The organism is Streptomyces sp. GQ60 (assembly GCF_059758875.1).
Genome location: NZ_JCAXEG010000014.1, coordinates 110,292 through 136,179 on the forward strand (window position 1 = coordinate 110,292; position 25,888 = coordinate 136,179).

Here is a 25,888-nt window from a genome sequence, read left to right on the forward strand (position 1 = left end):
CATGACGTCGGCTCATGGAGCCGAGGTGGCGGTCAGGGCCGTGGTGAGCCAGTCCGTGGTGGTGGGGAGCCAGTCGGGTTGGGCGTTGCCGAGGAGGTGGTCGCCCTGGGGGACCAGTAGGTAGGTGCCCTTGGGCGCTCGTCGGGCCAGCTCGGCTCCGTTGGTGACGCCGGGGACGAGGTCCTGGCCGCCGTCCACCACCAGGAGGGGGCATCCGATGCGTGGCGCGAGTGTCGACAAGTCGACCCGGCCGGTGAACTCGCGTGCCGCTTCGGTGCCTCCGGCGCGCCGGGCGATGAGGTCCCGCAGGGCCGGTGGCAGCGCCTCCCAGTCGATCCGGTGAGGGCCGCTCACCACCGCGGCGGCCGAGACGCGGGGTTCCAGGGCGGCGGTCCGCGCGACGTAGTAGCCGCCCAGGCTGAGGCCGATGAGGCCGACGCGGTCGCGGCCGAGGGCGTCGATGACCTGGCCGATCACCCGGTCGTAGTCGGAGCGGAGTGTCGTGGTGGCCGCGAGCGATCCCTGTCCCGGGCCGTCCATGGTGAAGACGGCCGAACCCCTGCGCAGCAAGGCCGCGGTGACCCGGTGGAACTCCTCCTTGCCGGAGTCGAGCCCCGGGACGACGATCACGGTGGCCGGTGCGTCGGCGGGGCCGCGCAGCCAGCCGGTGAAGGCGGGGCCCTCGATCCGGCGGGCGGTGGGATCCAGCAGGGCCAGCGCGCGGCCCATGGCGGCGTCCGCCTCCGCGGCGGCCTGCGCGGGGTGCGTGGATGTGGACGTGGATGTGGACGTGTTCGGAGACAGGGTGGCGAAGTGGAACCACCTCGCCGCCGCCTGCTCGTACTCGCCCGCCGAGACCGGCGATCCGGCGGCCGCCGCCTGCCGTGCGCGGGCGACGTACTGCCGGGCGGTACGGATCAGCGCCTCGCTCCAGTCGCCCGGGGTGGCGGCCCCGCCCGTGACGCGCAGGTAGGCGTGCGGATCGAGCCCGGCCCCGGTGGCCCGGGTCAGCTGCGCGGCGGCGAAGGCGGTGGCCAGGTCGGCGGCGGTACCCGTAGAGCTCATCGTGCCGCTCCGGTCGTCAGGACGGCCTTGCCGCGGATCCGGCGCTCCCGCAGGTCGACGAGGGTGCGGGCCGTCTGCGCCCAGTCGTCGACCCGGCCGATCTCCGGACGCAATCGGCCGCGGTCCACGAGGCGGACCAGGGTCGCCAGATCCTCGCCGTACGGCGCGCCGGCGTAGTGGAAGTGCCGGATCGAGGCGCCTTCCGGACCGGCGAAGAAGTCGAAGAAGTCGAGCGTCACCGGCGTCCGGCTCGCCTGGCCGAACCAGATCAGCGTGCCGCCGGCGGCCAGCAGGGCCAGCGCCTGCGGCAGAGCGGCGCCGCCGGTGGACTCCAGCACCAGGTCGAACGGCCCCCGGGCCTCCGCGACGTCCCGTACGACGGCGGTCGCGCCCCGTGCGAACAGGCCCTCGCCACGCGAGGGGGTGGCGGTCACGGCGGTGACGTCCGCGCCCGAGGCGGCGGCGAGTTCGGTGACGTAGTGGCCCACCCCGCCCGCCGCACCGGTCAGCAGGACGCGCCGGCCCGCCGCGCCGCCGGCCGCCCGCAGCAGCCGCAGTGCCGTGATCCCGGCCAGCGGCAGGGCCGCGGCCCGGACGGCGTCGATGCCGTCGGGGAGCACGGCCAACGAGTGCGTGGGCACGGCCGCGTACTCCGCCCATCCGCCCTGGGGCGGATGGCCCACGACGCGGGTGCCGACCGGCGGTCCGGACCCGTCGGCCGCCGCCTGCACCACGAGCCCCGCGACGTCCTTCCCCGGAACCAGCCCGGGCCGCGGGTCTTCCAGGAGGAAGGTCTCTCCGCGGTTGGGTGCGAACGCCTCCACCCTGATCAGGGCCTCGTCCGCGGCCGGGACGGGCTGGGCGTCGTCGGCGAACTCCACCGGACGTCCCGGATCACCTGTGGGAATCAGTCTCTGCATGCGGATCATGGAAGCGGCAGCGGCCGTGAGCCGTCCAACAACCCCCGGGACCAGGCGACAACCAGCGGTTGTCGCCTAAGGTGAGCGGCGTGGATCTGGACCTCGCGCAGGTGCGTGCCTTCGTACTGACCGCCCAGGAGCTGCACTTCGGACGCGCGGCCGGGACCCTCTCGATTTCCCAGCAGGCCCTGTCGAAGCGGATCGCCCGCCTGGAGTCCGGGCTGGGCGCCGAGCTGTTCCACCGGAGCGGGCACGGCGTACGGCTCACGGAGGTTGGCCGCCGCTTCCTGGAACCGGCCCGGCGGGCCCTGGACGCCGCCGACCGGGCCGTGGCCGCCGTACGGGACGAACGGCGGCCGCTACGGGTCGACGTATGGGGCCACCTGTACGCACCGATGCGGACCCTGGCCCGGGTGGCCGCGCGGACCCCCGAACCGGCTCTGGAACTGGGGCACGGCCGCGACCTGCCCGCCGTGGCCACCGCCCTGCTCCACGGAGACGTCGACGCGGCGTTCGGCCGGGTCCACCCGCCCCTGCCCGAAGGGCTGACGCACCGCCTCGTGCGGCTGGAGCCGGTCGACGTGGTGCTCGGCGCGGGCCATCCCCTCGCGGGAGAGGTCGCGCTCCGGCCCGGTCAACTGCGGGAGAGCGTGCTCTGGACCCCCGGGGCCCTCGACCGGCTCGACTTCCTGCACCGGTTCGCCGAGCACTTCGGCGTGCGCGAGCACGCCGAGAGCCCGAACCTGGGAGCCGACCACTTCCTGGCCGGCCTGTCAGGGGACGTACGCCGCTTCGCGCTGATGCCGGCCGACGTGCCGCTCCCGCGGACCCCGGGCATCAGGTCCGTTCCGCTGGTGGACCCCACACCCCTCTACGCCTGGTCGCTCCTGTGGCGCGGAGGCGACGGGCGCGGAGACGCCGGGCGCCCCCTGCTGGACACGCTGTTGGAAGCCTTCGCGGCGGAGGCCGGGCGCTCCCGCTGGCTGGAGTACGACCCGGCCCGCGACTGGCTGCCCGACCCGGGCTCCTCCGCCACACCGTGACACCGGTGGCCTGCCGGCCGCCCGCGCCGATCGCCCGGCCCCGGACTCAGCCCAGCGGCGCGCGCTGCTTCGCCCGGGGCGTGCGGGCGCGTCGGGGGAGCAGGAGCGGGGTCGTCATGGCCAGCAGGCCGGCGGCCGCGAGGGCGGTGCGGGGGTCGGTGAAAGCTGCCAGCAGGCCCCACAGGGCGGTCAGTGCGGCGATGGACGCCTTGCTGGTGACCGACCACGCGGACAGGACACGGGCGACCCGGTCCGGCGGGGTCCGGGTGAGCCGACGGGTGGCGAAGACCGGGTTGAACACGCCCATGCAGGTGATCAGCCCGAACTCGACGGCCATGACGAGCACGAGCCCGCCGGTCCCGGAGTGGACGAAGGCCAGCCAGGGCAGCCAGCACACCCGCAGCACCCCTGCGGTGATCATGACCCGGTGCCGCCCGAACCGCTCGACGAGCCGCGGAGCCAGCCGTGAGCCGAGCAGGCCGCCGGCGCAGGGCACGGCGAAGGCGAGTCCGTACTGCCAGGGCGTGAACCCGAGCGGGCCGAGCATGAGGACGGCGAGCAGCGGTGCGGTCGCCATGATCAGGCCGTTGACCAGGATCGTGTTGGCGAACAGCGGACGCAGCTCGGGGTCGGCCAGGATGAACCGCCAGCCCTCGAACAGGTCGCCGAAGCGCGGCCGCGCCGGAGTTCCGGAGGGCGGCGCGGGGCATGGCTCCCCACCGCCGATCGCGCGGATCCCCGCCGCCGAGAGCAGGTAGCTCACCGCGTTGCCCACCACCGTCATCACCGGCCCGAACACGGCGATCGCCACCCCGCCGAGCGGGGGCCCGAGCATGGTCGCGGTCCAGGTGGTGGACTCGAAGCGGCCGTTCGCGACGAGCAGGTCCTCCGGCCGGACCAGCGCCTTCAGGCAGGCGCCGCCGGCCGCCGTGAAGGCGATGTCCGCCGCGCCGACGACGACCGAGACGACCAGGAGCTGGATGATCCCGAGCACGCCGAGCGCGAAGGCCACGGGCACGCTCATCAGCGCCGCGAACCGGATCAGGTCCATCACGATCATCACCGGCCGTTTGCGGCGGAACTCCACCCACGGCCCGAGCGGCAGCGCCACCACCGCGGCGACCGCCGGCCCCGCGGCCGCGAGCGCCGACACCTCGGCCGGCCCGGCGTGCAGCACGAAGATCGCGATCAGGGCGAACGAGTCGAAGGCGAGCCAGGTGCCGAGCGCGCTGACCGCGTACGCCGCCCAGAGCCACCTGAACTGCCGCCCCAGCGACCCCCTGGTCCGCTTGATCGGCATGATCGGCGTCAGCCCCCGCTCTTTCGCGCACACGCTTCCACGAACAAGCGGACGAATCTACTCGTACCGGCCGGAGCAATCAAAGCGACCGGCACGCCGCCGGGTCGCAGCACGTCCCCCGGCACCGCTCCGGCCCGGCACCCGCGAGGTGCGGGGCCGGGCCGGAGCGTCGTACGGTCGGTTCAGGGCGCGAGGAGATAGGCGTTCGTGATCGTCTCCCGCACGGTGTTGCCGGCCTTGTCCCTCAGGTCCACCCGGAACGACACGGCCTTGGCCGATGCCGGGTGCTTCACGGTCACCGACCGCGCGCCCTTCGGGTCCGTCGCCACCGCGAGGAGACTCCAGGTCTTGCCCCCGTCGTAGGAGACCCGGACCGCCAGCGCGGCGACCCGCCCTTCCGCGGCGGCCGCCCCGCCCAGCACCAGCGGCACCTTCAGCGCACCGCCCGCCGGCGCCGTTCCGCGCAGGCTCAGCTTCGGCGTGAGCCGCACCGTGGACAGCGGCAGCGCCACCCGCTCGTCCGTGCCCGCCGGGCGGGCCGAGGTGAACGTCCAGCTCGCCCTCACCTTCGTGCTGGTGGCGGTGTCCTCGGCGGACCGGGTCGCCTCCTTGGTCAGGCGGTACACGGCCGAGCCGGGCGGGGCCTCGGCACTGATCCAGCCGTTGGGGTCGGTCTCCGCGAGGACCCGGCCGCCGGACTCCAGCCGGGTGAAGCCCCCGGTGGAGACGGCATAGCCCTCATGACCGCTGCCGTCGTTGAACAACTGGACGTTCGCGTCCAGGTAGTCGCCGGTCCGCCACGCGCCCTGCTCGTCCCCGGCCTCCACGTCGGGGCCGACCACGCCGGTGTTGAAGTTCAGCGTGTAGCGCTTGCCCGGCTTGTACGACACCCGGTTGTGCGTGTAGGTGCTGCGCCCTTCGCCTGCGGCGTCGAGCTGCGAGGCCACCCAGGACCAGCGCACCCCCTCCGTACTGACGTACTGGGTGCTCGCCAGCGGCAGGCTCTGCACCGGCGGGTCCTGCACCCCGAGGGTGAACTCGTGGTCGTCCGTCGGAATCGCGGAGATCTGGGCCTGCGCCCCGGTGACCGAGGCGCCGAAGCCGAGCTTGACCTCGGCGACGTCGGCCCGGGTGAGCTTGCGGTCGAGCCCGTTGAACCACGTGCCCGTGCGGTTGAAGGCCAGCAGGTGGTCGACGTTCCTGCCCGCCGCCCCGGGTGTCTTCCACCGGCCGCTGTACTGCGCCCGCAGCGTGGGCGTGGCCGGGCCCAGGTGCTGGGTGAGGATCTTCGTCACCCCGTCGGTGCCCCACATGTCGGACACCATCGAGGCCTCGTCGTAGAACCCGGCGAAGGCGGTCACCAGCTTCGCGCGGGGATCCGGAGGAGTGACGGCGAACGGCTTGGCCTTGCGGGAGTCGAAGGTGACCGTGGTCTTCCCGGTGAGCTTCAGCACCGGCTGGACGAAGAAGCCCAGGGTGGCGTCCGGGCCCCAGACGACGCCCTCCAGCAGGTAGTCGCCCTTGGGCAGCCGCTGGACGACGGTGCCGCTCGGGTCGTACGGGACCTCCAGGCGACCGTGCGCGCCCTCGCCGATCCCCGTCAGCGTGGTGTAGTAGGTCACCGGGTTCGCGCCGTTGACGTCCAGGTGCTTCAGAGTGACGTCGTAGGACTCCACCTCGCGGTCGACCACGAGGCCGGTACGCACCTCCTGCCCGCCCCCGGAGGCCAGCACGGTGCCGCCGAAGGCGCCGTCCACCGTGCCCTTGCGGGTGTCGGCGGTGACGGTGGTCGTCGCGGTGCCCCCGGCGGGGACGGTCAGCTGGGCGTCCTTGACGGTGAACATCCCGGCCGGGGCCGGGCGGCCGGACTGGTCGGTGCCCGACGTGCTCAGCTTGAGCGTGACGGGCCCGGTGCCGTGGTTGCGGTAGGTGAGGGACTTGCTGACCGGCTTGTCGTCGGCGTGCGGCCAGGAGTGCGTGCCGAAGGCCAGGGAGCCGGGCTCGGAGGTGACGACGGCCTTGACGGCCCGTGCCAGGTCGGTGCGGCCCGCGCCCTGCTGGTAGGCGTTGAGCGCCGGGTTGGGCCGTGCCGATCCGGTCAGCAGGGCCTTGATCCGGGCCGGGCTCCAGTCCGGGTGCTGCTGACGGACCAGGGCCGCGGCGCCCGCGACGTGCGGGGCGGCCATGGAGGTGCCCGACATGCCGACGTAGCCGTCGGCGGGCCCCGGGTCGGGGCTCTGCGTGGTGCCGGCGGCGGTGATCTCGACGCCCGGGGCGGTGATGTCCGGCTTGGCCACCCCGTCGGCGCTCGGGCCGCGGCTGGAGAACTCCGCGAGCTGGTCCTCCTTGTCCACCGCGCCGACCGTGAGCGCCTCGGGGGCGCTCCCGGGCGTGCGCAGCGTGCTGCCCCCGGGGCCCTCGTTCCCCGCGGCCACCACGAACAGCGCCTTGCCGGAGAGCTGGGCGACCGCTTCCTCCATGGGGTCGACGCCGGGCCCGTCGGGGGAGCCCAGGCTCATGTTGACCACCGTCGCACCCTGGTCCACGGCCCACTGCATGCCGCTGATGATGCCGGAAAAGTCGCCGAAGCCGTCGTCGCCCAGGACCTTGGCGTCCAGGAGCTGGACCCCGGGCGCCACCCCCTTGTACAAGCCGCCCGCTTTGGCGCCCAACCCCGCGAGGGTGGAGGCCACGTGCGTGCCGTGCCCGTACCGGTCCGCGGAGTCGGGAGAACTGCTGAAGTTCCGCTGCGCCGTCTCGATTCCCTTGAGATCGGGGTGGGTCTCGTCGACTCCCGTGTCCAGGACCGCCACCTTGACGCCCTTGCCGGTGTAGCCCGCCTGCCACATGGCGGGCGCGCCTATCTGCGGCACGCTCTTGTCGAGGCTGACGCTCACCTTGGCGTCCAGCCACAGGTGGGCGACGGGGGGCACCGGGGCGGCGCCCGCCACGCGGGCGTTCGTTCGGCCGGTGACCGCCGACCAGAGGGCCGCGGCGTCGGCCTTCGGCGCGTTGAACGCCTCGCCGGCCACCGCGGGCAGCGGCCGGCGGTCGCGCGCGACCCCGGCGAGCGTGTCGCCGGAGGCACCGAAGGTCTTGGCCCCGGAGGCGTCCCGCCGGTAGCCGGCGATCAGCGGCAGCGAGCTGCGGTGCGCGTCGTCGTACCCGTCCTTGACCAGCTGGGCCACGTCGAACAGCCGCCGGTCCAGGACCCCGTCGGCGACCAGGCGCAGCGCGTCCTGCGGGACCACGTACGTGTGCGCGCCCTCGCGCCGCACCGAGAAGGCCGTCCCCTCACGGCCCGCGCCCCGCATGAGCTGCTCGACGCTGCCATCGCCCTTGACGACGACCCGGTCGCCCGTGATCAGGGTGACCGTCGCCGACGGCTTCGCGTCCGCCTTCGGCCTGCCCGTCGCCGTCGCCCTCGTACCGTCCGGCGTCGGCTGGGCGCCGGCCGACACGGTCCCCGCGACCAGCGTCCCGGTCACCGCCGCGGCAAGCACGGCCGTCCTGGCTCTCCTTGCGAATCCCACCCGTGTTCCCCCGTGTTCGTGTGCGTGCCGATCGTGTCGGCTACCACGCGGCGGGGGCCTGTTCGGTTCTCGGTGGACTCGGGCAAATCCCGTAGACCGTGGGGTCGTTGACCAGAACTGCCGTCACCAGGTGACGGGGAGATCCCGCAACCCGTAGACGATGGTGTCCCGTTGGAACACGGGCTGCTCCTCGGGTACGGCCGGCCGCAGGCCGGGCAGCTCCCGCAGGACGGTCTCCAGCATGATCTGGAGTTCGACGCGCGCCAGGGTGTGGCCCAGGCGCTGGTACGGGCCGTGGCCGAAGGCCGAGCGCCGGCGCGCGTCCCGGGTCACGTCCAGCTCGGCGGGCCGGGGCTTCGTTGGGGTCGGTGCGGTCCGGGGGCCGAAGAGCTCCGGCTGCCGGTTGGCGGTGGACAGCATGCAGATCGCCCCGTCCCCGGCCCGGATCGACGCCCCGCCGACCGCGACGTCCTCGGTGGCGGCGCGGCCCAGGCCGAGGTGGATGATGATCGTGAGGTAGCGCAGCAGTTCCTCCACCGCCCGCCACGGTGGGGGAGGGGAGCCGCTGTTGAACGTGTCGCGCGTGCGCCCCTCCCGGGCCGCTCCGCGGCACGCGGGACCGGGGGCGGAGCAGGGGGCGGGGCGGCCGTCAGTCGATCTGGAGCTCGCCCATCCGGCTCCAGCCGGTCGCGCCCTCGATGGTGGTGCTGACGATCTCCGGCGTCCGGGTCACCAGGGGCCGCATGGTCTCCAGGGCCGTGCGGAAGTGCCCGGAGGTGACGTGCGCCTCCGCGGCATCGTCCTGGAAGGCCTCGACCAGTACGTAGGTGTCCGGCTCTTCCAGGCTGCGGGACCACTCGAACCACAGGTTGCCCGGTTCGGCGCGGGTGGCCCGGCTGAACTCCGCGACGAGCTCGGGCCACTGATCGACGTACTCGGACTTGACGGGGAATTTCACCACAATGAAGATCATTCGATCATTGTAGGCGCGAGCCTCACCCGGCCCCCTGCGGTCGGCTAGGGAGCTGGATGATCCCCGGTCCCGGTCCCGGTCCCGGTCCCAGCCGCAGGCGCGGGGAATGCGGTGGCGGTGAGCGCAGCCGCGAGGTTCTCCTTGCGCATCCGCTGGTCGACGTACATGAGGGCGATGACCAGCTGCGGGAAGCTGAACTGGAACAGCGAGCTGATGACACCGCCGATCAGCAGGGTGCCCCCGTAGACCAGGAATCCGAAGATCAGCGCGCCGGGCTCCGGCGAAGGGTCGCCCGGTCCCGACAGGGTCGGGAAGAGCGCGAACATGCCGACGAAGCCGAACGGCATCTGGATGGCGTACCCCACGGCCGCCGCCACGATGTACCCGAGCAACGAAATGCCGAACACCCTCCACCAGCCGTCGCGGACCAGGTGCGAAGAGCGCTTCAGGGCCGCGACGGGGCCGAGTCCTTCGCACACCGCCGCGGCGGGCGCGAGGCTGAACCGGACCATGAGCCAGATCGAGAAGGGCAGGCACAGGAGGGAGCCCAGCATGAGGAGGCCGAAGGCGGCCGACGGGCCGGAGCCGTCCAGGTCCGTGGACATGAGGATCAGCGGGATGCAGATCGCGTAGAGCAGGAGCGCCGGCCCGCCCGCCATCAGCGCGGTGAGCAGCACGGTGCCGAGCACCGACGGCAGTCGCGACCAGCTGCGGCGCCACATCGAACCGAAGGTCGCCGGGCGGCCGAGGACCGCCTCCTGGATCAACGCGGGGGACAGCGCGCTGAACATCGCGGCGCCCACCGTCATCGCGACGAGCAGGACCACGCCGGCCGGCACGAAGGACAGGAAGAGGGACGCCACGTCCGAGCCTTCGGGGTCCTCTCCCGGCGCGAGGTCGAAGACGGCGGAGAACCGGTCGTGGACGACTGCGAAGGTGATGGCGAGCGCGGCGCCCACGATCAGGATTCCGATGCCCTGGACCGCGGCCATGACGCCGATCAGGGGCTTCCAGTACCGCCGGTAGGTCCCGAAGGCCCCGCTGAGCACCTCGCCCGTATCGAGCGGGCGCAGGGGTATGACGCCCGGCTGTGGCGCGGGGGGTGGCATCCAGCCGCCTCCCCAGTGCGGCGGTATGGGCTGACCCGGGTGTTGACCCCACCCAGTGTGGTGCGACATCGCTGTTCCCCCTCGAATGAAGGGATACCGTAACCCGTCGATGCAGGCCCGCCGTCAAGGCCCCCCTCTCCATGCCGCTGGTCAACGCTCCTGGTCAACGCCCTGGTCCTCAGTGGGTGTCCCCGTCGAGGGTGACCACGAGCCCGATGCTCTCGGCCGCCACGGCGATGGCGTAGTCGAAGAACGCGGCCTCGTCCCGGACGCTGTCGTGGGTGCGGCTGAAGACCTGGAACACCAGGAGTCCGATCAGGCTGCTCCACAGCACGATCCCGCGCTCGATGACGTCCGAGAACGGCGCCGGGGGCAGCCCGCCGAAGGCTTCCACGGCAGCCGGCAGCAGCAACGGCGGCCCGGGCACCGTCCGCCGGGGCGGCGTGAGTTCGTCGCCCGCCAGCGCCGCGCCCACGATGCGGGCGAGGACACCGGGCGTGCGCGAGGCGGGCAGGACGGTGTCCTGCGGAGCGTGGTAGCCCGGTACGGGCGATCCGTAGATCAGCGTGAAATCCGCGGGGTGGTCGAAGGACCACTGCCGCAGCGCACGAGCGACCGCGAGCAGCCGCGCACCGGCCGAGGCGCCGGCGCTCGTGGCGGCCTCGTCGGCCTGCTCCATGGCGGCGCCGGACGCGTCGTAGGCGTCGATGACCAGCGCGGTCAGCAGGTCGTCCCGGTGCGGGAAGAGGGCCTGCACCCCGGTGACGGTGCGGCCGCAGTCGTGCGCGATGGAGTCCAGGGACAGGCCGCCGCCGCCCAGCTTGACCAGGTGCTGGCGTGCGGTGTCTTTGATCAGGTCTGAAAGGATCACATCACCGTATGTCGAATTCGTTGCGTAATCGTCCATGTCGAAACCGTACCGGCCGTCCCCAACTCCCGTGCGTGCGGCCTCCGTAGGGGATCGGCCCTAGGCCGTCTCTTTCGGATCTTGCCTGGCCCGCGCCGCCCGGCACCGCACCTCGCCGCACTGCCGGGGCACCCGAGTACGTCCAGTACGCGGGAGCCCCGCCAGCGCGGCGAGGCACGGCACCGAACGACGCGGGCCTGACGGCAAGATCCGAAAGAGACGACCTAGGCCGCCGACCGGTCGTGGCAGCCCGCGCGGGCCGATGTCGCCGTACGCCGCTCCTCCCCGGGTGCGTGAAGATCGGGCGAGAGCGCGAACGCCTCCGCCACGACACGCAGGCGGGCGCGACCGCAGACGGAGGGCTCCATGACATCCAAGGAGACGGACACGGACACGGATACGGACACGGACACGGACCGGCCGGGCCGGGTCGAGGCCCACGGCATCGACCACGTTCCCGAGCGGGAGCGGCACGGCCGCGCCGGCGAGCTCTTCCCCGTCTGGGCTGCGGCGAACGTGAACTACCTGAGCATGGTGGTCGGCGGCGCGCTCATCCTCATGGGTCTGAGCCTGGACCAGGCCGTCGCGGTCATCGTGGTGGGCAGCCTGTTCTGGGCGCCGATCGGCCTGCTCGCCGTGTCGGGACCCGCCTCGGGCACGCCGAGCGAGGTGATCGCGCGGGCGATGTACGGCATCCGCGGCAACCGGGTGAACATCGCCGTCAACGGCTGGCTGCTCTGCGTCTGCTACATCGCCCTCAACCTGGCCGCCGCCGCGGTCGCAGCCTTCGTCCTCGTCGAGAAGGCGGGCATCGACACGAACAGCGGTGTCAAGGTCGCCGTCGTGATGGTCATCGCCGCCCTCACCCTGGCCATCGGCGTCTACGGGCACGCCACCATGGTGAAGCTCTACCCCCCGATCGCGATCGCCCTCACGGTCACGTTCGCCGTCGTCGCCGGCTACGTGTGCGTCCGCGCCGACCTCGGCCACCGGCCCGCCGAACCACTGACCGGCGGCGCCCTGTGGGCCACGCTCGCGGCCGGCGTCACGCTCATCGCCTCGGGCCCGCTCTCGTACACCAACAGCGCGGACTTCTCCCGCTACCTGCCGCGCGCGACCTCCCTGAGGGCGGTCGCGGGCTGGACCGCGCTCGGCGGCTTCCTGCCCGGCGTCCTCCTCGCCTCGCTGGGCGCCCTCGCCGCGACCGTCGTGGACATGGCCGACCCGCAGGCCGGGCTGGAGAGCATCCTGCCCGCCTGGTTCTCGCCCGTGTTCCTGGTGGCGATCGTGCTCGGCACGATCGCCAACAACGCCATGACCGCCTACAGCTCCGGCCTCGCCCTCCAGGCCGTCGGCGTCCGCGTCCGCCGCTCCGCCGGAGTCCTCGTCGACGGAGCGCTCGGCGTCGCCGTGACCCTGTACACGCTCCTCGTCTCCAACTTCCTCGACACCGTCGGCAACCTCCTCCAGCTGACCGTCGTCGTGCTGGGCCCCAGCACGGCCGTCTACGCGACCGACATCCTGCTGCGCGGCTGCCGCTACGACGGCCGCGCGCTCACCGACGAGAGCCGCGGCAGCCCCTTCTGGTACACCGCCGGCGTCAACTGGGCCGGCGCGCTGGCCCTGACGGCGGGCACCGCGGCGGCCGCCCTCTGCGTGGACACCTTGTACACCGGCCCGGTCGCCCGGGTCCTGGACGGACTGGACCTCTCCCTCCCCGCGGGCATCGTGGTGGCGGCGTCCGTCTACGCGCTCCTGATGTGGCGCTCCCTGCGAGGCCGGTCCGCCGCACCACCGGCCTGACTGATCAGTCGCCGACAAACCACAGGTAGCTGCCCGGGGTCTGTGAGCAGGACCGCAGCAGCCTCTCGAGGTCAAGGACGGCCGCTGTCTGTGATGGCCCCGAACACTGTTCCAACAGGTCAGGCACCTCCCGCAGGGCAGCTTGCGCCTGCTGCTCGTTGAACAACGTGTCGCCGTAAGGGTCCACACGCGCGAGGTTGCCTTCACGGGTCTCGTCCATGCCGAGCAACACGTCGGCCAGCTTGTCGCCATGCTCGTACGATCCACGGAGCAATGTCCCCCTGGACCGATCCCAGTCCAGGACGGGCCGGTCGGCGTGCAGCTCCATCTCGACGCCCACGGCGCTTCCCTTCGAACGGCTGCACCGAGCAGCCACGTCACGGGCGGTCAGTCAAGCAGAGGCAGCCGACGACCGTAGATCATCTGTCTGACGCCCCCCAGTCCTTTCAGCCCACTCCGGGCGCTTCGAGGCGGGCGACGAGTTCCTCGACGAACGCCTCCAGGTGGGGCGGGCGCGGGCCGGTCCGCGTCGCGCAGAACCAGGTCCGGGTCAGCGGCTTCGCGCCGATGCGGACCAGGGCGAGACCGTGCGAGGCGACGTACGGGGCGGCGACCCAGTTCGGCAGTACCGTCACGCCCTGCCCGCCCGCCACCATCTCGACCACCAGGTCGGTCACCACCGGCATGGTGGTGATGCGGGCGGGCCGGGCGCCGGGCGGGATCGGCAGTGGCATCGACGGGATGCGCTTCTGGTCGTAGAAGTCGTAGAGCACCAGGTCCGCGCCGTCGAAGTCGCGGGCGGTCAGGTGCGCGCGGGAGGCCCAGGGGTGACCGGCGGGCACCACCGCCATCATCTCGTCGTCGAACAGCCTGGTCAGGGACACCCGGTCCATCTGCAGGTCCGGCTTGGTCACCAGCGCCACGTCGACCAGGTCGGCCAGCAGCGCCGGGATCGGCGCGTCGTCGGCGACCGTCTCGATCCGTACGTCGATGTCCGGCTCCCGCTCGCGGAAAGCGCGCAGGACCGGTGGCAGCCACGGGAAGGTGGTGCTGCACTGTGCGGTGAACCGGACGCGCCGATCGTGCCCGTCCCGGAGTTCGCGCAAGTCGCGGGAGGCCGACGCGAGTTCGCCGAGTACGTGGTGGGCGGCGACCAGCAGTCGGCGGCCCGCGGCATTGGGGATCAGGCGACGGCCCTTGCGGTCGAAGAGGGGCATGCCGAGCCGGGCCTCCAAGCGGGTGAGCCGCTGGCTGAGGGCGGGCTGGCTGACGTAGAGCCGCGCGGCGGCCGCGGTCAGGGAGCCGGCCTCCGCGGTGGCGTCGAGGAGTTCCAGGTCACGCAGATCCACATCCATAACCCTGGATTATCACACGCTCCAATTTCCGTCGTGGTGTTATGAGTTGCGGGCCCATAGCTTTCTGGTGTCAGCCGGTGGGACTCCCCGGCCGCCCTCCCCGAAAGGCACGAGCCAACATGACCGTCACCCGTACCGACACGACCACCACCACGGCCACCCCCGCGGCCACGAGCACGGCCATCGTCACCGGATCCTCCAGCGGCATGGGTCTGGACATCGCCCGCGCCTTCCTGGCGGCCGGAGCGAACGTCGTCCTCAACGGACGCGACCCCGGCCGCCTCGCCAAGGCCGCCGCCGCCCTCGGGCATCCCGAGCGCACGGCCTGCGTCGCGGGCAGCACTGCCGCGCCGGAGACGGGCGAAGCGCTCGTCCGTACGGCGCTGGAGCGCTTCGGCCGGATCGACGTCCTGGTCAACAACGCGGGCACCTTCGAGCCGAAGCCCTTCACCGAGGTGACGGAGGAGGAGCTCGACGGCTACCTGACGGGGAACCTCAAGGGCACCTACCTCACCACGCAGGCGGTCGTACGGGCCCTGCGCGCCCAGGGCGAGGGCGGCAGCATCGTCAACATCGGCACCGTGCTGGTGGACCACGCGCTGGCAGGATTCCCCGCCACCGCGCCGGTGGTCAGCAAGGCTGGTGTGCACGCGCTGACGACGAGCCTCGCGGCCGAGCTCGCCGCCGACGGGATCAGCGTCAACCTGGTCGCGCCGGGCATCATCCGCACGCCCCTGCACGCGGGCGCCGACGTGGACTCCTACGGCGGTCTCGCCCTGCAGGACCGGGTCGGCGAGGTCGCCGAGATCTCCGACGCCGTGCTCTACCTCGCGGGCGCCGGGTTCGTGACCGGACACGCCCTGCGCGTGGACGGCGGCCACGTCACCGGCCGTCGCATCTGACGCCCGGTCAGGCCCTGCGCAGGTCCGCCGCGCACAGGTCCGGCCCGATGAAGGGCAGCAGCCGCACCGTGGTTCCGCCGCCGTCCAGCAGTCCGTCCAGGACGCCCTGATGGACGGCGCACACGACCTCGGGCCGGGCCCGGGCCAGCTCCCGGTACGGGCACTCGTGCAGCAGTACCCGCCGGGTGTCGGGGTCGGGCCCCGGCGCGTCCCGGGGAGCGAAGCCCATCCGGGCGGCCGCGGCGAACACCTGCTCCGCCGCCGGTCCGCTCCCGGCCAGCCGGCGCCCCCAGCCGAGGCCGGCTTCGCGGGAGGCGCCCGGGCCGCCCCCGACGGCCTCGGCCAGGGCCTGGGCGAGCTCCCGGAAGGGGGTGTCCGACGGTTCCTCCTGGGGATCGGGCCGGGCGGCCGCGTACCGCAGCCGGGGGCGGCCCCGCCCCGGCCCGGCCGAGGCGGTGGCCGTGACCAGGCCCGCCTCGGTCAGAGCGGCCAAGTGGTGGCGGACGGTGGCGACCGCGAGCCCCGTGGCGGCGGCCATGTCGTCCACGCCCAGCAGGCCCTCCGCCTCCCGCAGCAGGGTCATCAGCCGTCGGCGGGACGGTACGGCCAAGGCCTGGTGGACGCGCTGGGCATCCACAGCGCGGGTCATTTCGGTCATGACCCAAATATAATCGGCGCCCATTGACTAAAAGGGAGCGAAGGCCAGCCCGGGTACGGATTTCGCGGACTGTTATCGTCCGATCATGCCCGAGCTGATCACGCCCACCCCCCGTCTGTACGCCTCCTGGCTCGCCGCGCAGGAGGATTGGGGGCCCGACGCCCACATGGACGGAGCGGGACTCGGCTCCGACGACGACGTGGACACGCCGGAGGGCTTCGCCGCCTGGACGGAGCGGCTGCGGCGGTACGGGGACCGCTCGGTGCCGCTCGAACACGGACGCGTCCACGCCACGTACTGGTGGATCGCCGAGGGGGACGAGTACCTGGGCGCCATCGACCTGAGGCACTACCTGAACGGATTCCTGCTCGATGCGGGAGGCCACATCGGCTACAGCGTGCGCCCCTCGGCCCGCCGCCGCGGCCTGGCCACCTGGGCGCTGGGCGAGGTCAAGCACGAGGCCCGACTGCTGGGGATGGACCGGGTGCTGTTGACCTGCGACCCCGGCAACCAGCCCTCGATCCGGACGATCGAAAGCAACGGCGGCGTCCTGGAAGACGTCCGCGAGACCCTGATCGGCCCCAAGCGGCGCTACTGGATCGACCTCTAGCCACTACCGCCTGCCCCGCTGCCGGCCCGCTACCGCGCGGCCGGACGGTGCGGGAACACCGGCGCGCCGGGCGCGGGGCCCAGGGTGGTGGTGCCGGGAGCCGACCGGTGGCCCAGTCCCGTGCGGTAGGCGTCCAGCGCCGCCTCGGTGCGCCCGGCCCGGCGCAGCAGATCGCCCAGGAGCCGGCAGAGGTCCGCGAGGTCGCCCGTCGCTCCGCTGCGCTCCAGCAGGGCCAGGGCCTGCACGTAGTGCTCCTCGGCGGATTCGTGCTCCCCACGCTCCTCGGCCATGAGGCCGAGGAGCCGGTGCGCACCGCCCGCGTGGACGGCGCCGTGGCTGTCTCCGAGTGCCAGCAGCGCCGAGAGGAGCCCGGCCGCCTCCTCGTACCGGCCGAGCCGGCGCAGTACGTCCGCCAGTTCGACCTCCACCTGGGCGGTGTACAGGGCCGCCCGCCCGGCCGAGAGCATGTCCCGGGCCGTGCGCAGTTCCCGCTCGGCGGAGGCGAGGTCCCCGTTCTGGGCCTGTACGTAGCCGCGCATCCAGTGGCAGTGCGCCAGATCGGTCCGCAGCTGTAGCTGCCCGTAGATCGCCTGGGCCTTGGCCAGGGAGGCGTCGGCGTCGGCCACGCGCCCCTCCGTCAGGAACGTCCGCGCGACCTGCCGGTGCATGCCCGCCACCAGCGCCGGGTCGGTGACCCGTGGGGCCAGCGCCAGGGCGAGTTCGGCGGCGTGCGCGGCCCGGGCGTGAGCGCCCATGTCGATGTACGGCCCGATGACCGCGGCGTAGAGCAGGAGCAGCGCCTCCGGGTCGCCCAGTCCGCTCGCACCCAGCTCGTCGATGGTCGATTCGAGCAGGTAGCAGGCGTAGCGCAGTTCCCCGGCGAGCAGGTGCGCCACGGCGCGGCCGCGGATCGGTCGGGCGCGGCGGGGGAGCGGCTCGTCGGCCAGCAGCCGCTCCGCGGACTCGAAGTACCCGATGGCCTCGGTGAGTTCGCCCGTCTCCAGGGCGCAATCGCCGAGTCCGAGCAGCGCCCCGACCCGTTCGTCGGTGAGCCCGAGGTGCTCCGCTTCCGCGAGCAGGCGCCGGTAGTGGAGGGCGGCCTCGCCCGCCGCGCCGGAGGCCAGGAGCTGCTGGGCGTCGGTGAGGGCGAGGCGCAACTCGGTGGCCAGCCCGGCTGGGCGTCCGGTGGCCAGTTCTTCGAAGGAGGTGCCGAGGCGTCCGGCGAGGAAGCGGAGCGCGGCCTCCGAGGGGCGCACCTTGCCCGACTCCAGCGTGGAGATATAGGCCGGGGTGTACGCGGGCTCCGCCAACTTGCGCTGTGTCAGGCCGAGTTCGGTGCGCATGCGCTGAACCCTGCGGCCGATTTCGGCCGGTTCGTCCATGGAATCCCCCTGGTTGCTCGAACTCCCCAGTATTCAGGGGGAGCAGGGCATTGCGCACCCGTCGTGCGCCGCCTAATTTAAGCAACCGATTCAGTGCGCTTATGCATCGGTTTAACTCCCTTCACCGCAGGAGGACTTCATGCACCACGTCAGACGCCCGGCTGCCCGGGCGGGCCTGCGGGCTGCCGTCGCGGCGGCCTGCGCGACCGCCGCGCTGCTCGCCGCCGGCCCCGTCCGCGCGGCCGACGTCCCGGTCGTGCCCCGCCTGGTGGTGGAGATCCCGGGGCCGGAGCAGGGAGGTGATGCCGGATCGGGCCACGCCCGCGTTCCCGCGCACACCGGCCGGTCGGGCGGGACGGGCGCCCGGCTCTCCGAGGCGGAGCGGGCGGCGGACGGAGAGGTCGTCAAGCTCGTCGACAACGGCCCCACCGGGGACCGGCTGGACGTGGTCTTCATCGGCGACGGGTACACGGCGGCCGAGCTGGCGAAGTTCCACACCGACGCCCAGGCGAAATGGTCCGAGGTGACGGCCGTGGAGCCGTACGCCACCTACCGGAACCTCTTCAACGTCTGGACGGTCGACGCCGTCTCCCAGGAGTCCGGCGTCTCCGGCGACCCCGACCGGACTGCCGTCCGCGACACGGCCCTCGGCGCGTACTTCTGGTGCGAGGAGATCGAGCGGCTCCTGTGCATAGACCAGCAGAAGGTGGACGCCTACGTGGCCAGGGCGCCCGAGGCCGACCTGGTCATCGTCCTGGCCAACAGCGCCAAGTACGGCGGCGCCGGCTACAACGAGCCCAGCCCCACCCTCGGCTACGAGGGCATCTCCACCGCCTCGGCGGACAACGCCAAGTCCGGCCAGGTCGCCATCCACGAGACCGGCCACTCGCTCGGCAAGCTCGCCGACGAGTACTTCTACCCCGGAATCCCGGACTACGAGAAGTACACCGGGCCCGAGCCCGCCGACTCCAACACCTCCAAGCTGTCCGCCGACCGGATGGCCCGGCAGCGGGCCAAGTGGCACCGCTGGCTGGGCGAGCCCTCCCCGGACGGCGGCACCGTCGGCGCGTACGAGGGCGGCGGCTACTTCGTCACCGGGATCCACCGCCCCACCGACAACTCGCTGATGCGGGTCCTGGGCAAGCCCTTCAACCTCCCCGGCGTCGAGGCGATGATCGCCGGTTTCTACCAGCATGCGAGGGCCGTCACACCGCTCACTCCGACGGACCGCACCCTGCGGACACCGCAGACCGTGAAGGCGGCCGTGCCCCGGCTCACCGGCGGCGACGGCCGCCAGCTCCTGGTCCGGTGGTACCTCGACGGCCGCGAGGTGAAGCGGCTGGCGGGCCGGACCGACGTCACCGTCGCGGAACTGCGGCTCCCCGACCTCCGCACCCACACCCTGTCGGTCACCGCCGAGGACCGGACCCCCTCGGTCCGCGACCCGGAGATCGCCCGCACCCTGCGCTCCACTGTCGACTGGTACGTCCGCCGCTAGGCCGTTGGATCCGCGCGAGGGCGGCGCGGGAGCCATCGCTCCCGCGCCGCCCTCCGTCACCCCTGGACCGCACCCCCTACGCCGGCTCGCCCACCGGGTCGGCGGCCGGGACCTCGGCCCGCTCAACGCTCTGCGGCAGCCGGCGCAGCGCAAGGGCCGTCGCCGCCGCCGTGTACGCGCACAGCACCGCGACCCCCGCCCACCACGGCATCGGGAAGTATCCGGCGGAGGGCGCGTAGTGGGCGGTGACCTGCGGATACTCCACCAGGGTCTGCTGCACGGCGAAACCGGCGGCCGGAGTCACCCGGAGCAGCCACTGCGCGAGCCCGTCGCTCAGCAGCGGGACGGTGGCCACGGCGTACGGGACCACGACGGCGAAGACGGCGGCCAGGCCCGCGAGCCGGCGGCGCGGCAGCACCGAGCCCAGGGCGAGGGCGAGCACGGCGGTGAGGGCGAGCGCCGCGGAGACGCCGATGACCACGCGGGCTCCGGTGAGCACGGACAGCCCTACGACGGGAACCCCGTTCGACTCCAGGACCGCCGCGCCGACCGGCACCACGATGCCCACGGCGAGCAGCCCCGTCACGAACGTCACCGCCGCCACGACGACGGCCCTCGCCCCGAACACCGCACGGGTGAGCGGAGCGCCGTCCCCCGGCCGGCGGCGGCCGGACCCGCCACCCGCGAACCGTACGGCCACCACCAGCACGATGAGCAGGGCGAGGCTCAGACCGGTCAGCATCCCCTCGACGGGGCGGCCGCCCGTAGTGGCCATGGGCCCGATGTCACCGACGCCGGTGACGGTGATCGTGCCTCCTCCCTCCACCGCGCCGGACGCCTTGTGGTGCTTCTCCCAGTCGGTGCTGTTCATCTCGCCGATCGTCTCGGCACGCCAGCTCCCGCCCGCGGCGGCCCCCTCGAGGCCGATGTGGTCGAAGGAACCGGCGGCCTGGGTGAAGCGCACCTGTTGCGTGGCGCCGCCGAGGCCCGCGAGAAGGACCTGACCGTCGAGAACGGGCAGATGCCGAAGGCGTGGACGCGGGGCAGCCCGGCGCTGCTGTCCCGGCTGGTGCAGAACGTCATCGACAACGCGATCGTGCACAACCAGGAGGGCGGCTGGATCCGGATCGCGACCGGGGGCGGCGGTACGGGGGACGCCTCCACGGTGGACGGCGCCTTCGCGGTGAACGACGAGTCCTGGGTCCGCCTCGTCGTCGAGACCGGCGGAAGCGTCCTCGGCCAGGACCAAGTGGACCGGCTGACCCAGCCGTTCGAGCGGCTCGGCGCCGACCGGACCGGGTCGCAGGAGAGCTCCGGACTGGGGCTGTCGATCGTCGCCGCGATCGTCTCGGCCCACGGCGGCAACCTCGACCTCCGCGTCCGGCCGGAGGGCGGACTGAAGGTGACGGCCGCGATGCCGGCGGCAGACGCCTCGGACGCCTCGGACGGTCCGCACGGGGGGACGCCGTGAGGATCCTGGTCGTCGAGGACGCGCGCTCGCTCGCGGAGGTCGTCGCCGAAGGGCTGCGCGACCAGGGGATGGCCGTCGACCTCGCGTACGACGGGCTGGCCGCCGCCGCCAAGCTCGACGTCAACGCGTACGACGTGGTGGTCCTCGACCGCGACCTGCCCGGCATCCACGGCGACACGCTCTGCCGGATGATCACGGAGCGGGACGACCGCGCGATGGTGCTGATGCTGACAGCGGCCGGATCGCCCGGCGACCGGGTCAGCGGCCTCACCCTGGGCGCCGACGACTACCTCGCCAAACCCTTCCACTTCCCGGAACTGATCCTGCGCATCCGCTCCCTGGCCCGCCGCAGGCCCGCGGCCCGGCCCCGCACGCTGCGCGCCGCCGGAATCGAACTCGACCCGGTCCACCGCACCGCGCTGCGGGACGGCGCCCGACTGGAGCTCTCCGTCAAGGAGTTCGCCGTCCTGGAAGCGTTGCTGCGGGGCAGCCCGGGCTTCCTGAGCGCCGAGAACCTGCTCGAACAGGTGTGGGACGAGAACGCCGATCCGTTCACCAACACGGTCGCGGTCACCGTGGGCCGCCTGCGCCGCAAACTGGGCGCCCCGCAGGTCATCACTACGACCCCCGGCGTGGGCTACCGCATCGCCGCGCCCGCGCCCGCGCCCGGGCCCTAGAGAGGGCTCAGCTCTCCGAGCCCCAGGGTGCGCAGGGTGTGGTTGGCCATCCGCAGGTGGCCGACCGCGTTGGGGTGGGCGGCGTCGTCGAGCCAGGAGATCGGGTCCAGCGTTCCGTGGTGCTCCAGCCAGTGGGCCTCGTGGTCGACGAGCAGCGCGCCGGTGTCCTCGGCGATCTCCCGTACGGCCCGGCAGTACGCGGGGAGCGCCGCGCGCCGCTCCCGGCCCGCGAGGCCGACCAGCGCCGGCGTGTGCAGGACCACCTGCGTCCGCGGGTCCACTCCGGCGATGATCCGGCGCATCGCCTCGTGGAACCGGGGCAGCCCCTCCTCGCCGGCGAGGCAGTCGTTGGTGCCGAGGGACACGGACAGCACATCGGGATCGAACCGGCCGATGAGGTGGTCGTGGACCGCGAGGACGTCGGCCGCGCCCCATCCGGAGACTCCGGTGTTGACCACGACGTCGGTGGGCCGGCCCAGCTGCCACCGGATCCGCTCGTGCACGTGCTCGACCCACCCCCGGGCCCCGTGCGTGTGCAGCACGGCCTGGGTGATGCTGTCCCCGGTCGCCACCCAGGTCATGGGGCTCTCCGCCAGCCGGATCATCGGTGTGTCCCTTCCCCGTCCGGTCACCGCGCGCCTCTGACGGGCGCGGTGTCCCGTGTGCGGGCCATACTGCCCGCCCAAGATCATCCGCACCATGCCCGGCCGCTCCGGGGGAGTCCGGGCCGGCCGAGGCGGAGGCCGCCGACGGGGGCGAGCGGACCGGGACGGATAATGGGCGGCACGTACCGAGCGGAGAGTTGACGAAGCGATGGCGCTGAACGAAGGCCGGCGGGTGAGGCTGGCGGCGGACACCCGGCTGACCGACTGGGTCGCGATGACGGAGGACCCGTCGGACCCGTCGGGGTCCGTAGCCGGTTCGCTGTCCCTGGCGGCGGGTACCGAGGGCACCGTGGTGCGGGTGGTCGAGCACGACCTGCAGACCCCGGAGTCCCGCGAGTACGAGAGGCTCAAGTCGCTCCTCGACGCCTTCGGCGCGGACATGCCGGCGGAGAGCAAGAAGCAGCTGGAAGAGAAGGTCACCGGCCTGGAGCCCGCCTGGACCGCCTACCGGGCGGAGCCGCTCCGGGTGACCGTCCGGGTGCGCTTCGACAACGGGTTCATCCTCGACGACGCGCGCGAAGACATCTTCGGCCCCGCCTGACGACAGGCCCTAAGGGGCCAGGGCCGCGTCCACCGCCGCCTCGGCGTGCAGGCGGGCGGTGGGGAAGAGCGGTACGGGACTGTCCTCGGGGCCGATGAGGAGCTCGATCTCCGTGCACCCCAGGACGACCCCCTCGGCGCCCTGTGCGACGAGGTCCCCGATGACCCGGCGGTACGCCGCACGCGACTGCTCGCGGACGACGCCGAGGCAGAGCTCCTCGTAGATCACCCGGTGTACGAGCGCCCGGCCCTCGGGATCCGGGACGAGGACGCCGATCCCGCCGGCGGCCAGCCGGCCCCGGTAGAAGTCCTGTTCCATCGTGAAGGCGGTGCCCAGCAGGCCCACCCGGCGCAGTCCGGCGCCGCGGACGGCGGCCGCCGTGGTGTCCGCGAGGTGCAGCAGCGGGACGGAGACGGCCGCCTCGACCGGCCCGGCCACCTTGTGCATGGTGTTGGTACAGAGCAGCAGGAGCTCCGCGCCCGCCGCTTCCAGCGCCCGGGCGGCATCGGCCAGTACGTCGCCGGCCTCCTCCCAGCGGCCCCGGACCTGCAACCGCTCGATCTCCGCGAAGTCCACGGAGTAGAGCACGCAGCGGGCGGAGTGGAGCCCGCCGAGGCGCTCGCGGGTCCGCTCGTTGAGGATCCGGTAGTACTCCGCCGTCGACTCCCAGCTCATGCCGCCGATCAGCCCGATCGTTTTCATGGCCCCACCATAAGGCAAACGCTGGAATGCCAACTCATCCATAAGTTGTCCTTTGCTCCCCTGTGGGCGGGACCTCCAGCGCGTCGAGGACCCGGTGCAAGGGCCGGCGCAGAGCCACGGCGACGGGCCGGGAGTCCGCGCGGGCGTAGGCGGCCAGCCCGTCGCGGGCCGCGGTCACGGCGCCCCGGGGATCGTCTCCCGACAAGGCCCGCTCGACGGCCCGCGCGGTGAGCGAGGCCAGTTCCGGGACCCGGAGCCGAGCCCGGGCGAGGTCGGGAGCGAGGTCCGCCCGGCCGGTGAACGCGGCCACCTCCCCGGCAAGGGTCGCCACGTGGACGGCGAGCCCGTCGGCGGTGGCGACGCGCTCCGCCCGGAGCCGTACGGTGCCGCGCTGACGGCGGCGCAAGGGGTTGAACCGCAGGGCCCGTTCCGCTTCCCGGGCGCGTGCCGCGCCCGCGTGCACCGCTTCGACGTCCGCCCGCACCCGGGTGAGGTTGTCGCGGGCGGCGGCCGGGCCGCCGCCCAGCACCGACGCGGTGCCGGTGAGGGAACGGCTCAGGCGCGCCCCGCAGTCGTCGGAGACGACCGCCAGGACACGCTGGGGGTCTGGCGGCCACAGCAGCGGAGCCAGGAGGATGGTGACCGCCGCGCCGGCCGCGGTCTCCCACACCCGGTCCAGTGCGTAGGAATCGGGGGAGGCGTTGGCGAAGACCAGCAGCGAGGAGGCCGCGACCTGGATGTTCAGCCCGCCCCCGGCCCGCAGGACCATGCCGACGCCCAGACCCAGGGCCACCACCAGGGCCAGGGCGAGGGCGGAGGGCCGCCACGCGTTCAGGACGGCGATCCCGATCAGCACGCCCGCCACGACCCCCAGGGTCCGTTGCAGCGAGGTGCCCAGGGCCGTCATCGGATCACCGCGCAAGGCCACCAGGGGGACGATGGCGGCGAACACCGGCGGCTGGTCGGCGCCCAGCCACAGCGCGGCCTGCCAGGCCACGGCCACCGTGACCACGATGCGGGCGGCGGCCGGGCCTTCGGTGCGCAGGAGTTCCCGGGCCCGCCCGGCTGGTCGTGCCGGGGAGCCGGCGAGATCGGTCATCCGTTCCCTTCGGCGGGCCCCCCGGCACGGCTCAGCCGCGGTGGATCCGGTCGATGCCGTACCAGTTCGACACGCAGGTGGAGACCCAGTCGCGCTCGTAGGTCCGGGTGAAGAAGGGCTCGGCGAGATTGCCGATCCACAGGGGCTGGTAGCCCACGTCCGTGGCGCCCCGCTCGGCCTCGGCCCGGATGCGCGCGTCCTGCGCGTCCCAGGCCACCGAGCGGGTGACCGTGGCGGTCGTGAGCCGCTGGAGCTCCGGGACGAGTACGGCCAAGGAGGCCAGTGTCAGGCAGCCCGCCGCCACGGCGCCGGCCAGGAGCGCCGGGCCGGCATTCCGGTGCTCCCGGAGCCGGCGCCCGCCCCACGCGCCCAGCAGGGCGCCGTAGCCGCAGAGCCCCAGCACCATCGGCACCAGGTAGCTCGTCCACGTGCGGGCGTACGTCCACCCGGTCGGGCCGTAGCCGCTGCGCAGGCCCACCACCACCGCGAACGAGCCCAGGACGACCACGGGAACCGGGAGCAGCAGGAGGGCGATCAGCGTTCCGCGCGGTACCGTCCGCCGCGGCTCCTCGCCGCTTACGGGCCCGCACCGGCGGCTCCTGCCCAGGACCAGCGCCAGCCCCAGCAGCACGCCGACGGCCGCGGCTCCGAGGTAGGCCGGACGGCCGGTCACGGAGTCCCACATGCGCAGCCAGTCCCCGGCGGTGGCGCGGAGCTCGCCCGCGGACAGCAGGGAGTCCTTGGCCGGCTGCTGCGCCCGGCGCCACCGGGCGCCGGGGGAGGTGTAGAGCACGATCAGGCCGGAGAGCAGGCCCGAGCACCAGACGAGGCACCAGGTGAACGGACGCCAGTTGGGCGCCACTCCGAGCCGGGGCACGCAGAGGAGTCCGACCAGCGCCGCGAGGAGACCGCTGACGAGCGCGAACGGCTCGCTCAGGGTGCCGATGGCGAAGGCGATGAGGAACGCGCCGACCAGGCTCGCGACCCGGACGGCGGTACGGGGGTGGGAGGCGGTCTTCAGGGCCAGCAGGAGCGCCCACACCCCGATGACGCTCGGCACGGTGTGCGAGATCGTGGCGGGGGCCCACAGCAGGGCCTGGTAGCTGCGGGGGCCCGCGAAGTAGACCAGTGCCTGGATCACCAGGGCGCACGCGGTCAGGACCAGCACCCGGGGCGTGCCGCCGAGGAACCGGACGAACTCGCGGCCCAGCAGCACCAGTCCCACGGTGAAAGCGACGGCTATGACCGCGGGCAGGATCTTGGTCCCGGTCAGTCCGTCGCCGTAGACGATCCCGCTCAGGAAGGCGTTGGTGATCCTGCCGTTCTGCGTCATGTAGAAGTCGGAGGTGATGCCGAAGACTCCCATGTCGCGGGACTTCCACGCGGCACACCAGTCGTCGGACGTGGGGCGCACGTAGAGGCCGAGGAAGCATCCGACGGCGACCAGCGCCCCGGCCGCCGCGACGAGCACCGCCGCGGTCGCCGGGAGGACTCCGCGCAGGAGGGGACGGCGCCGGCCGCCGGTGTCCCTCTCCTTCTCGCTCTCGCCCTGGCCCTCAACTGTGCTCATGTACCTGTCCTTCGCAGCGGAATCCGGCCGGGAGAGGCGGCCGACGTACCCGCCGCCCGCGGTGACGGTGGGGCCCGCGGAAATCCATGATGTGCACGGCCCGCG

The 25,888-nt window shown here is 73.2% G+C and carries 25 protein-coding genes; 8 read left to right on the forward strand and 17 right to left on the reverse strand.

Annotated elements, in window-relative coordinates:
- Positions 1-12 precede the first annotated feature (12 nt).
- Both AC6CKD_RS28725 and AC6CKD_RS28730 read right to left on the reverse strand, forming a co-directional pair.
- The gene (locus AC6CKD_RS28725) at positions 13-1,065 is read right to left on the reverse strand and encodes an alpha/beta hydrolase family protein (RefSeq protein WP_498331180.1); all 1,053 of its coding nucleotides are present in this window, start codon (positions 1,063-1,065) and stop codon (positions 13-15) included.
- Positions 1,062-1,985: a zinc-binding dehydrogenase gene (locus AC6CKD_RS28730; RefSeq protein ID WP_498331182.1), complete on the reverse strand. Its 924-nt coding sequence runs from the start codon at positions 1,983-1,985 to the stop codon at positions 1,062-1,064. Before AC6CKD_RS28730 ends, AC6CKD_RS28725 begins: the two co-directional genes overlap by 4 nt.
- A gap of 89 nt (positions 1,986-2,074) precedes the next feature.
- Between AC6CKD_RS28730 and AC6CKD_RS28735 the strand changes: the two genes are divergently transcribed.
- Entirely contained in the window at positions 2,075-3,028 is a 954-nt protein-coding gene (locus AC6CKD_RS28735) for a LysR family transcriptional regulator (RefSeq protein WP_498331184.1), read from the forward strand.
- A 46-nt stretch (positions 3,029-3,074) separates the two neighbouring features.
- On the opposite strand, the gene AC6CKD_RS28740 is transcribed toward AC6CKD_RS28735, so the two are convergent.
- The 6 genes from AC6CKD_RS28740 to AC6CKD_RS28765 all read right to left on the reverse strand — a co-directional run bounded on the left by AC6CKD_RS28740 (position 3,075) and on the right by AC6CKD_RS28765 (position 10,850).
- A complete protein-coding gene (locus tag AC6CKD_RS28740) occupies positions 3,075-4,328 on the reverse strand; it encodes an MFS transporter (RefSeq protein WP_498331311.1) in 1,254 nt (417 codons plus the stop codon).
- A gap of 182 nt (positions 4,329-4,510) precedes the next feature.
- Complete coding sequence (locus AC6CKD_RS28745) at positions 4,511-7,831, reverse strand: S8 family serine peptidase (RefSeq protein WP_498331185.1); 3,321 nt, start codon at positions 7,829-7,831, stop codon at positions 4,511-4,513.
- 153 nt (positions 7,832-7,984) lie between these two features.
- Entirely contained in the window at positions 7,985-8,398 is a 414-nt protein-coding gene (locus AC6CKD_RS28750) for a cytochrome P450 (protein WP_498331187.1), read from the reverse strand.
- Between the two features lie 112 nt (positions 8,399-8,510).
- The gene (locus AC6CKD_RS28755; protein WP_498331189.1) at positions 8,511-8,834 is read right to left on the reverse strand and encodes a putative quinol monooxygenase; all 324 of its coding nucleotides are present in this window, start codon (positions 8,832-8,834) and stop codon (positions 8,511-8,513) included.
- A gap of 44 nt (positions 8,835-8,878) precedes the next feature.
- Positions 8,879-9,943 (reverse strand): DUF7847 domain-containing protein, encoded by a 1,065-nt coding sequence (locus tag AC6CKD_RS28760; RefSeq protein ID WP_498331190.1) that lies wholly within the window; start codon positions 9,941-9,943, stop codon positions 8,879-8,881.
- Between the two features lie 178 nt (positions 9,944-10,121).
- Positions 10,122-10,850 (reverse strand): TetR-like C-terminal domain-containing protein, encoded by a 729-nt coding sequence (locus AC6CKD_RS28765; RefSeq protein WP_498331191.1) that lies wholly within the window; start codon positions 10,848-10,850, stop codon positions 10,122-10,124.
- Between the two features lie 366 nt (positions 10,851-11,216).
- Between AC6CKD_RS28765 and AC6CKD_RS28770 the strand changes: the two genes are divergently transcribed.
- Positions 11,217-12,653: a purine-cytosine permease family protein gene (locus AC6CKD_RS28770; RefSeq protein ID WP_498331193.1), complete on the forward strand. Its 1,437-nt coding sequence runs from the start codon at positions 11,217-11,219 to the stop codon at positions 12,651-12,653.
- Between the two features lie 4 nt (positions 12,654-12,657).
- Here AC6CKD_RS28770 and AC6CKD_RS28775 read toward each other — a convergent pair whose 3' ends face one another.
- Both AC6CKD_RS28775 and AC6CKD_RS28780 read right to left on the reverse strand, forming a co-directional pair.
- Entirely contained in the window at positions 12,658-12,993 is a 336-nt protein-coding gene (locus AC6CKD_RS28775; RefSeq protein ID WP_498331194.1) for a hypothetical protein, read from the reverse strand.
- Between the two features lie 106 nt (positions 12,994-13,099).
- Positions 13,100-14,008, reverse strand: a complete 909-nt coding sequence (locus AC6CKD_RS28780) for a LysR family transcriptional regulator (protein WP_498331196.1) — start codon at positions 14,006-14,008, stop codon at positions 13,100-13,102.
- Positions 14,009-14,127: 119 nt separating this feature from the next.
- On the opposite strand from AC6CKD_RS28780, the gene AC6CKD_RS28785 reads away from it, so the two are divergent.
- On the forward strand, positions 14,128-14,910 hold the full coding sequence (locus tag AC6CKD_RS28785) for an SDR family NAD(P)-dependent oxidoreductase (RefSeq protein WP_498331198.1): 783 nt from the start codon (positions 14,128-14,130) through the stop codon (positions 14,908-14,910).
- A gap of 7 nt (positions 14,911-14,917) precedes the next feature.
- Here the strand turns inward: AC6CKD_RS28785 and AC6CKD_RS28790 are convergent, their stop codons facing one another.
- A complete protein-coding gene (locus AC6CKD_RS28790; protein ID WP_498331200.1) occupies positions 14,918-15,568 on the reverse strand; it encodes a helix-turn-helix transcriptional regulator in 651 nt (216 codons plus the stop codon).
- A gap of 85 nt (positions 15,569-15,653) precedes the next feature.
- Here AC6CKD_RS28790 and AC6CKD_RS28795 point away from each other — a divergent pair, with 85 nt between their 5' ends.
- On the forward strand, positions 15,654-16,178 hold the full coding sequence (locus AC6CKD_RS28795) for a GNAT family N-acetyltransferase (protein ID WP_498331202.1): 525 nt from the start codon (positions 15,654-15,656) through the stop codon (positions 16,176-16,178).
- A 29-nt stretch (positions 16,179-16,207) separates the two neighbouring features.
- Here the strand turns inward: AC6CKD_RS28795 and AC6CKD_RS28800 are convergent, their stop codons facing one another.
- A complete protein-coding gene (locus AC6CKD_RS28800) occupies positions 16,208-17,560 on the reverse strand; it encodes a tetratricopeptide repeat protein (RefSeq protein ID WP_498331203.1) in 1,353 nt (450 codons plus the stop codon).
- A gap of 139 nt (positions 17,561-17,699) precedes the next feature.
- Between AC6CKD_RS28800 and AC6CKD_RS28805 the strand changes: the two genes are divergently transcribed.
- Positions 17,700-19,058: a M64 family metallopeptidase gene (locus AC6CKD_RS28805; RefSeq protein WP_498331205.1), complete on the forward strand. Its 1,359-nt coding sequence runs from the start codon at positions 17,700-17,702 to the stop codon at positions 19,056-19,058.
- 76 nt (positions 19,059-19,134) lie between these two features.
- Here the strand turns inward: AC6CKD_RS28805 and AC6CKD_RS28810 are convergent, their stop codons facing one another.
- Positions 19,135-20,022 (reverse strand): hypothetical protein, encoded by an 888-nt coding sequence (locus tag AC6CKD_RS28810; RefSeq protein ID WP_498331206.1) that lies wholly within the window; start codon positions 20,020-20,022, stop codon positions 19,135-19,137.
- Between the two features lie 3 nt (positions 20,023-20,025).
- On the opposite strand from AC6CKD_RS28810, the gene AC6CKD_RS28815 reads away from it, so the two are divergent.
- Positions 20,026-20,529 carry a sensor histidine kinase gene (locus tag AC6CKD_RS28815; RefSeq protein WP_498331207.1) on the forward strand — a complete coding sequence of 168 codons (504 nt, stop codon included), beginning with the start codon at positions 20,026-20,028 and terminating at the stop codon, positions 20,527-20,529.
- Positions 20,526-21,206 (forward strand): response regulator transcription factor, encoded by a 681-nt coding sequence (locus AC6CKD_RS28820; protein WP_498331209.1) that lies wholly within the window; start codon positions 20,526-20,528, stop codon positions 21,204-21,206. Before AC6CKD_RS28815 ends, AC6CKD_RS28820 begins: the two co-directional genes overlap by 4 nt.
- On the opposite strand, the gene AC6CKD_RS28825 is transcribed toward AC6CKD_RS28820, so the two are convergent.
- Positions 21,203-21,811, reverse strand: coding sequence for an SGNH/GDSL hydrolase family protein (locus AC6CKD_RS28825; RefSeq protein ID WP_498331211.1), 609 nt, complete (start codon positions 21,809-21,811; stop codon positions 21,203-21,205). The two genes, AC6CKD_RS28820 and AC6CKD_RS28825, sit on opposite strands and share 4 nt — an antisense overlap.
- A gap of 208 nt (positions 21,812-22,019) precedes the next feature.
- Here AC6CKD_RS28825 and AC6CKD_RS28830 point away from each other — a divergent pair, with 208 nt between their 5' ends.
- Entirely contained in the window at positions 22,020-22,412 is a 393-nt protein-coding gene (locus AC6CKD_RS28830; RefSeq protein ID WP_498331213.1) for a hypothetical protein, read from the forward strand.
- A 9-nt stretch (positions 22,413-22,421) separates the two neighbouring features.
- Here AC6CKD_RS28830 and AC6CKD_RS28835 read toward each other — a convergent pair whose 3' ends face one another.
- The 3 genes from AC6CKD_RS28835 to AC6CKD_RS28845 are packed head-to-tail and all read right to left on the reverse strand — an operon-like array spanning position 22,422 to position 25,783.
- Positions 22,422-23,114: an aspartate/glutamate racemase family protein gene (locus AC6CKD_RS28835; protein ID WP_498331215.1), complete on the reverse strand. Its 693-nt coding sequence runs from the start codon at positions 23,112-23,114 to the stop codon at positions 22,422-22,424.
- A gap of 34 nt (positions 23,115-23,148) precedes the next feature.
- Positions 23,149-24,213: an FUSC family protein gene (locus AC6CKD_RS28840; RefSeq protein WP_498331217.1), complete on the reverse strand. Its 1,065-nt coding sequence runs from the start codon at positions 24,211-24,213 to the stop codon at positions 23,149-23,151.
- A 31-nt stretch (positions 24,214-24,244) separates the two neighbouring features.
- Positions 24,245-25,783, reverse strand: coding sequence for a DUF6056 family protein (locus tag AC6CKD_RS28845; protein ID WP_498331219.1), 1,539 nt, complete (start codon positions 25,781-25,783; stop codon positions 24,245-24,247).
- Positions 25,784-25,888: the final 105 nt, after the last annotated feature.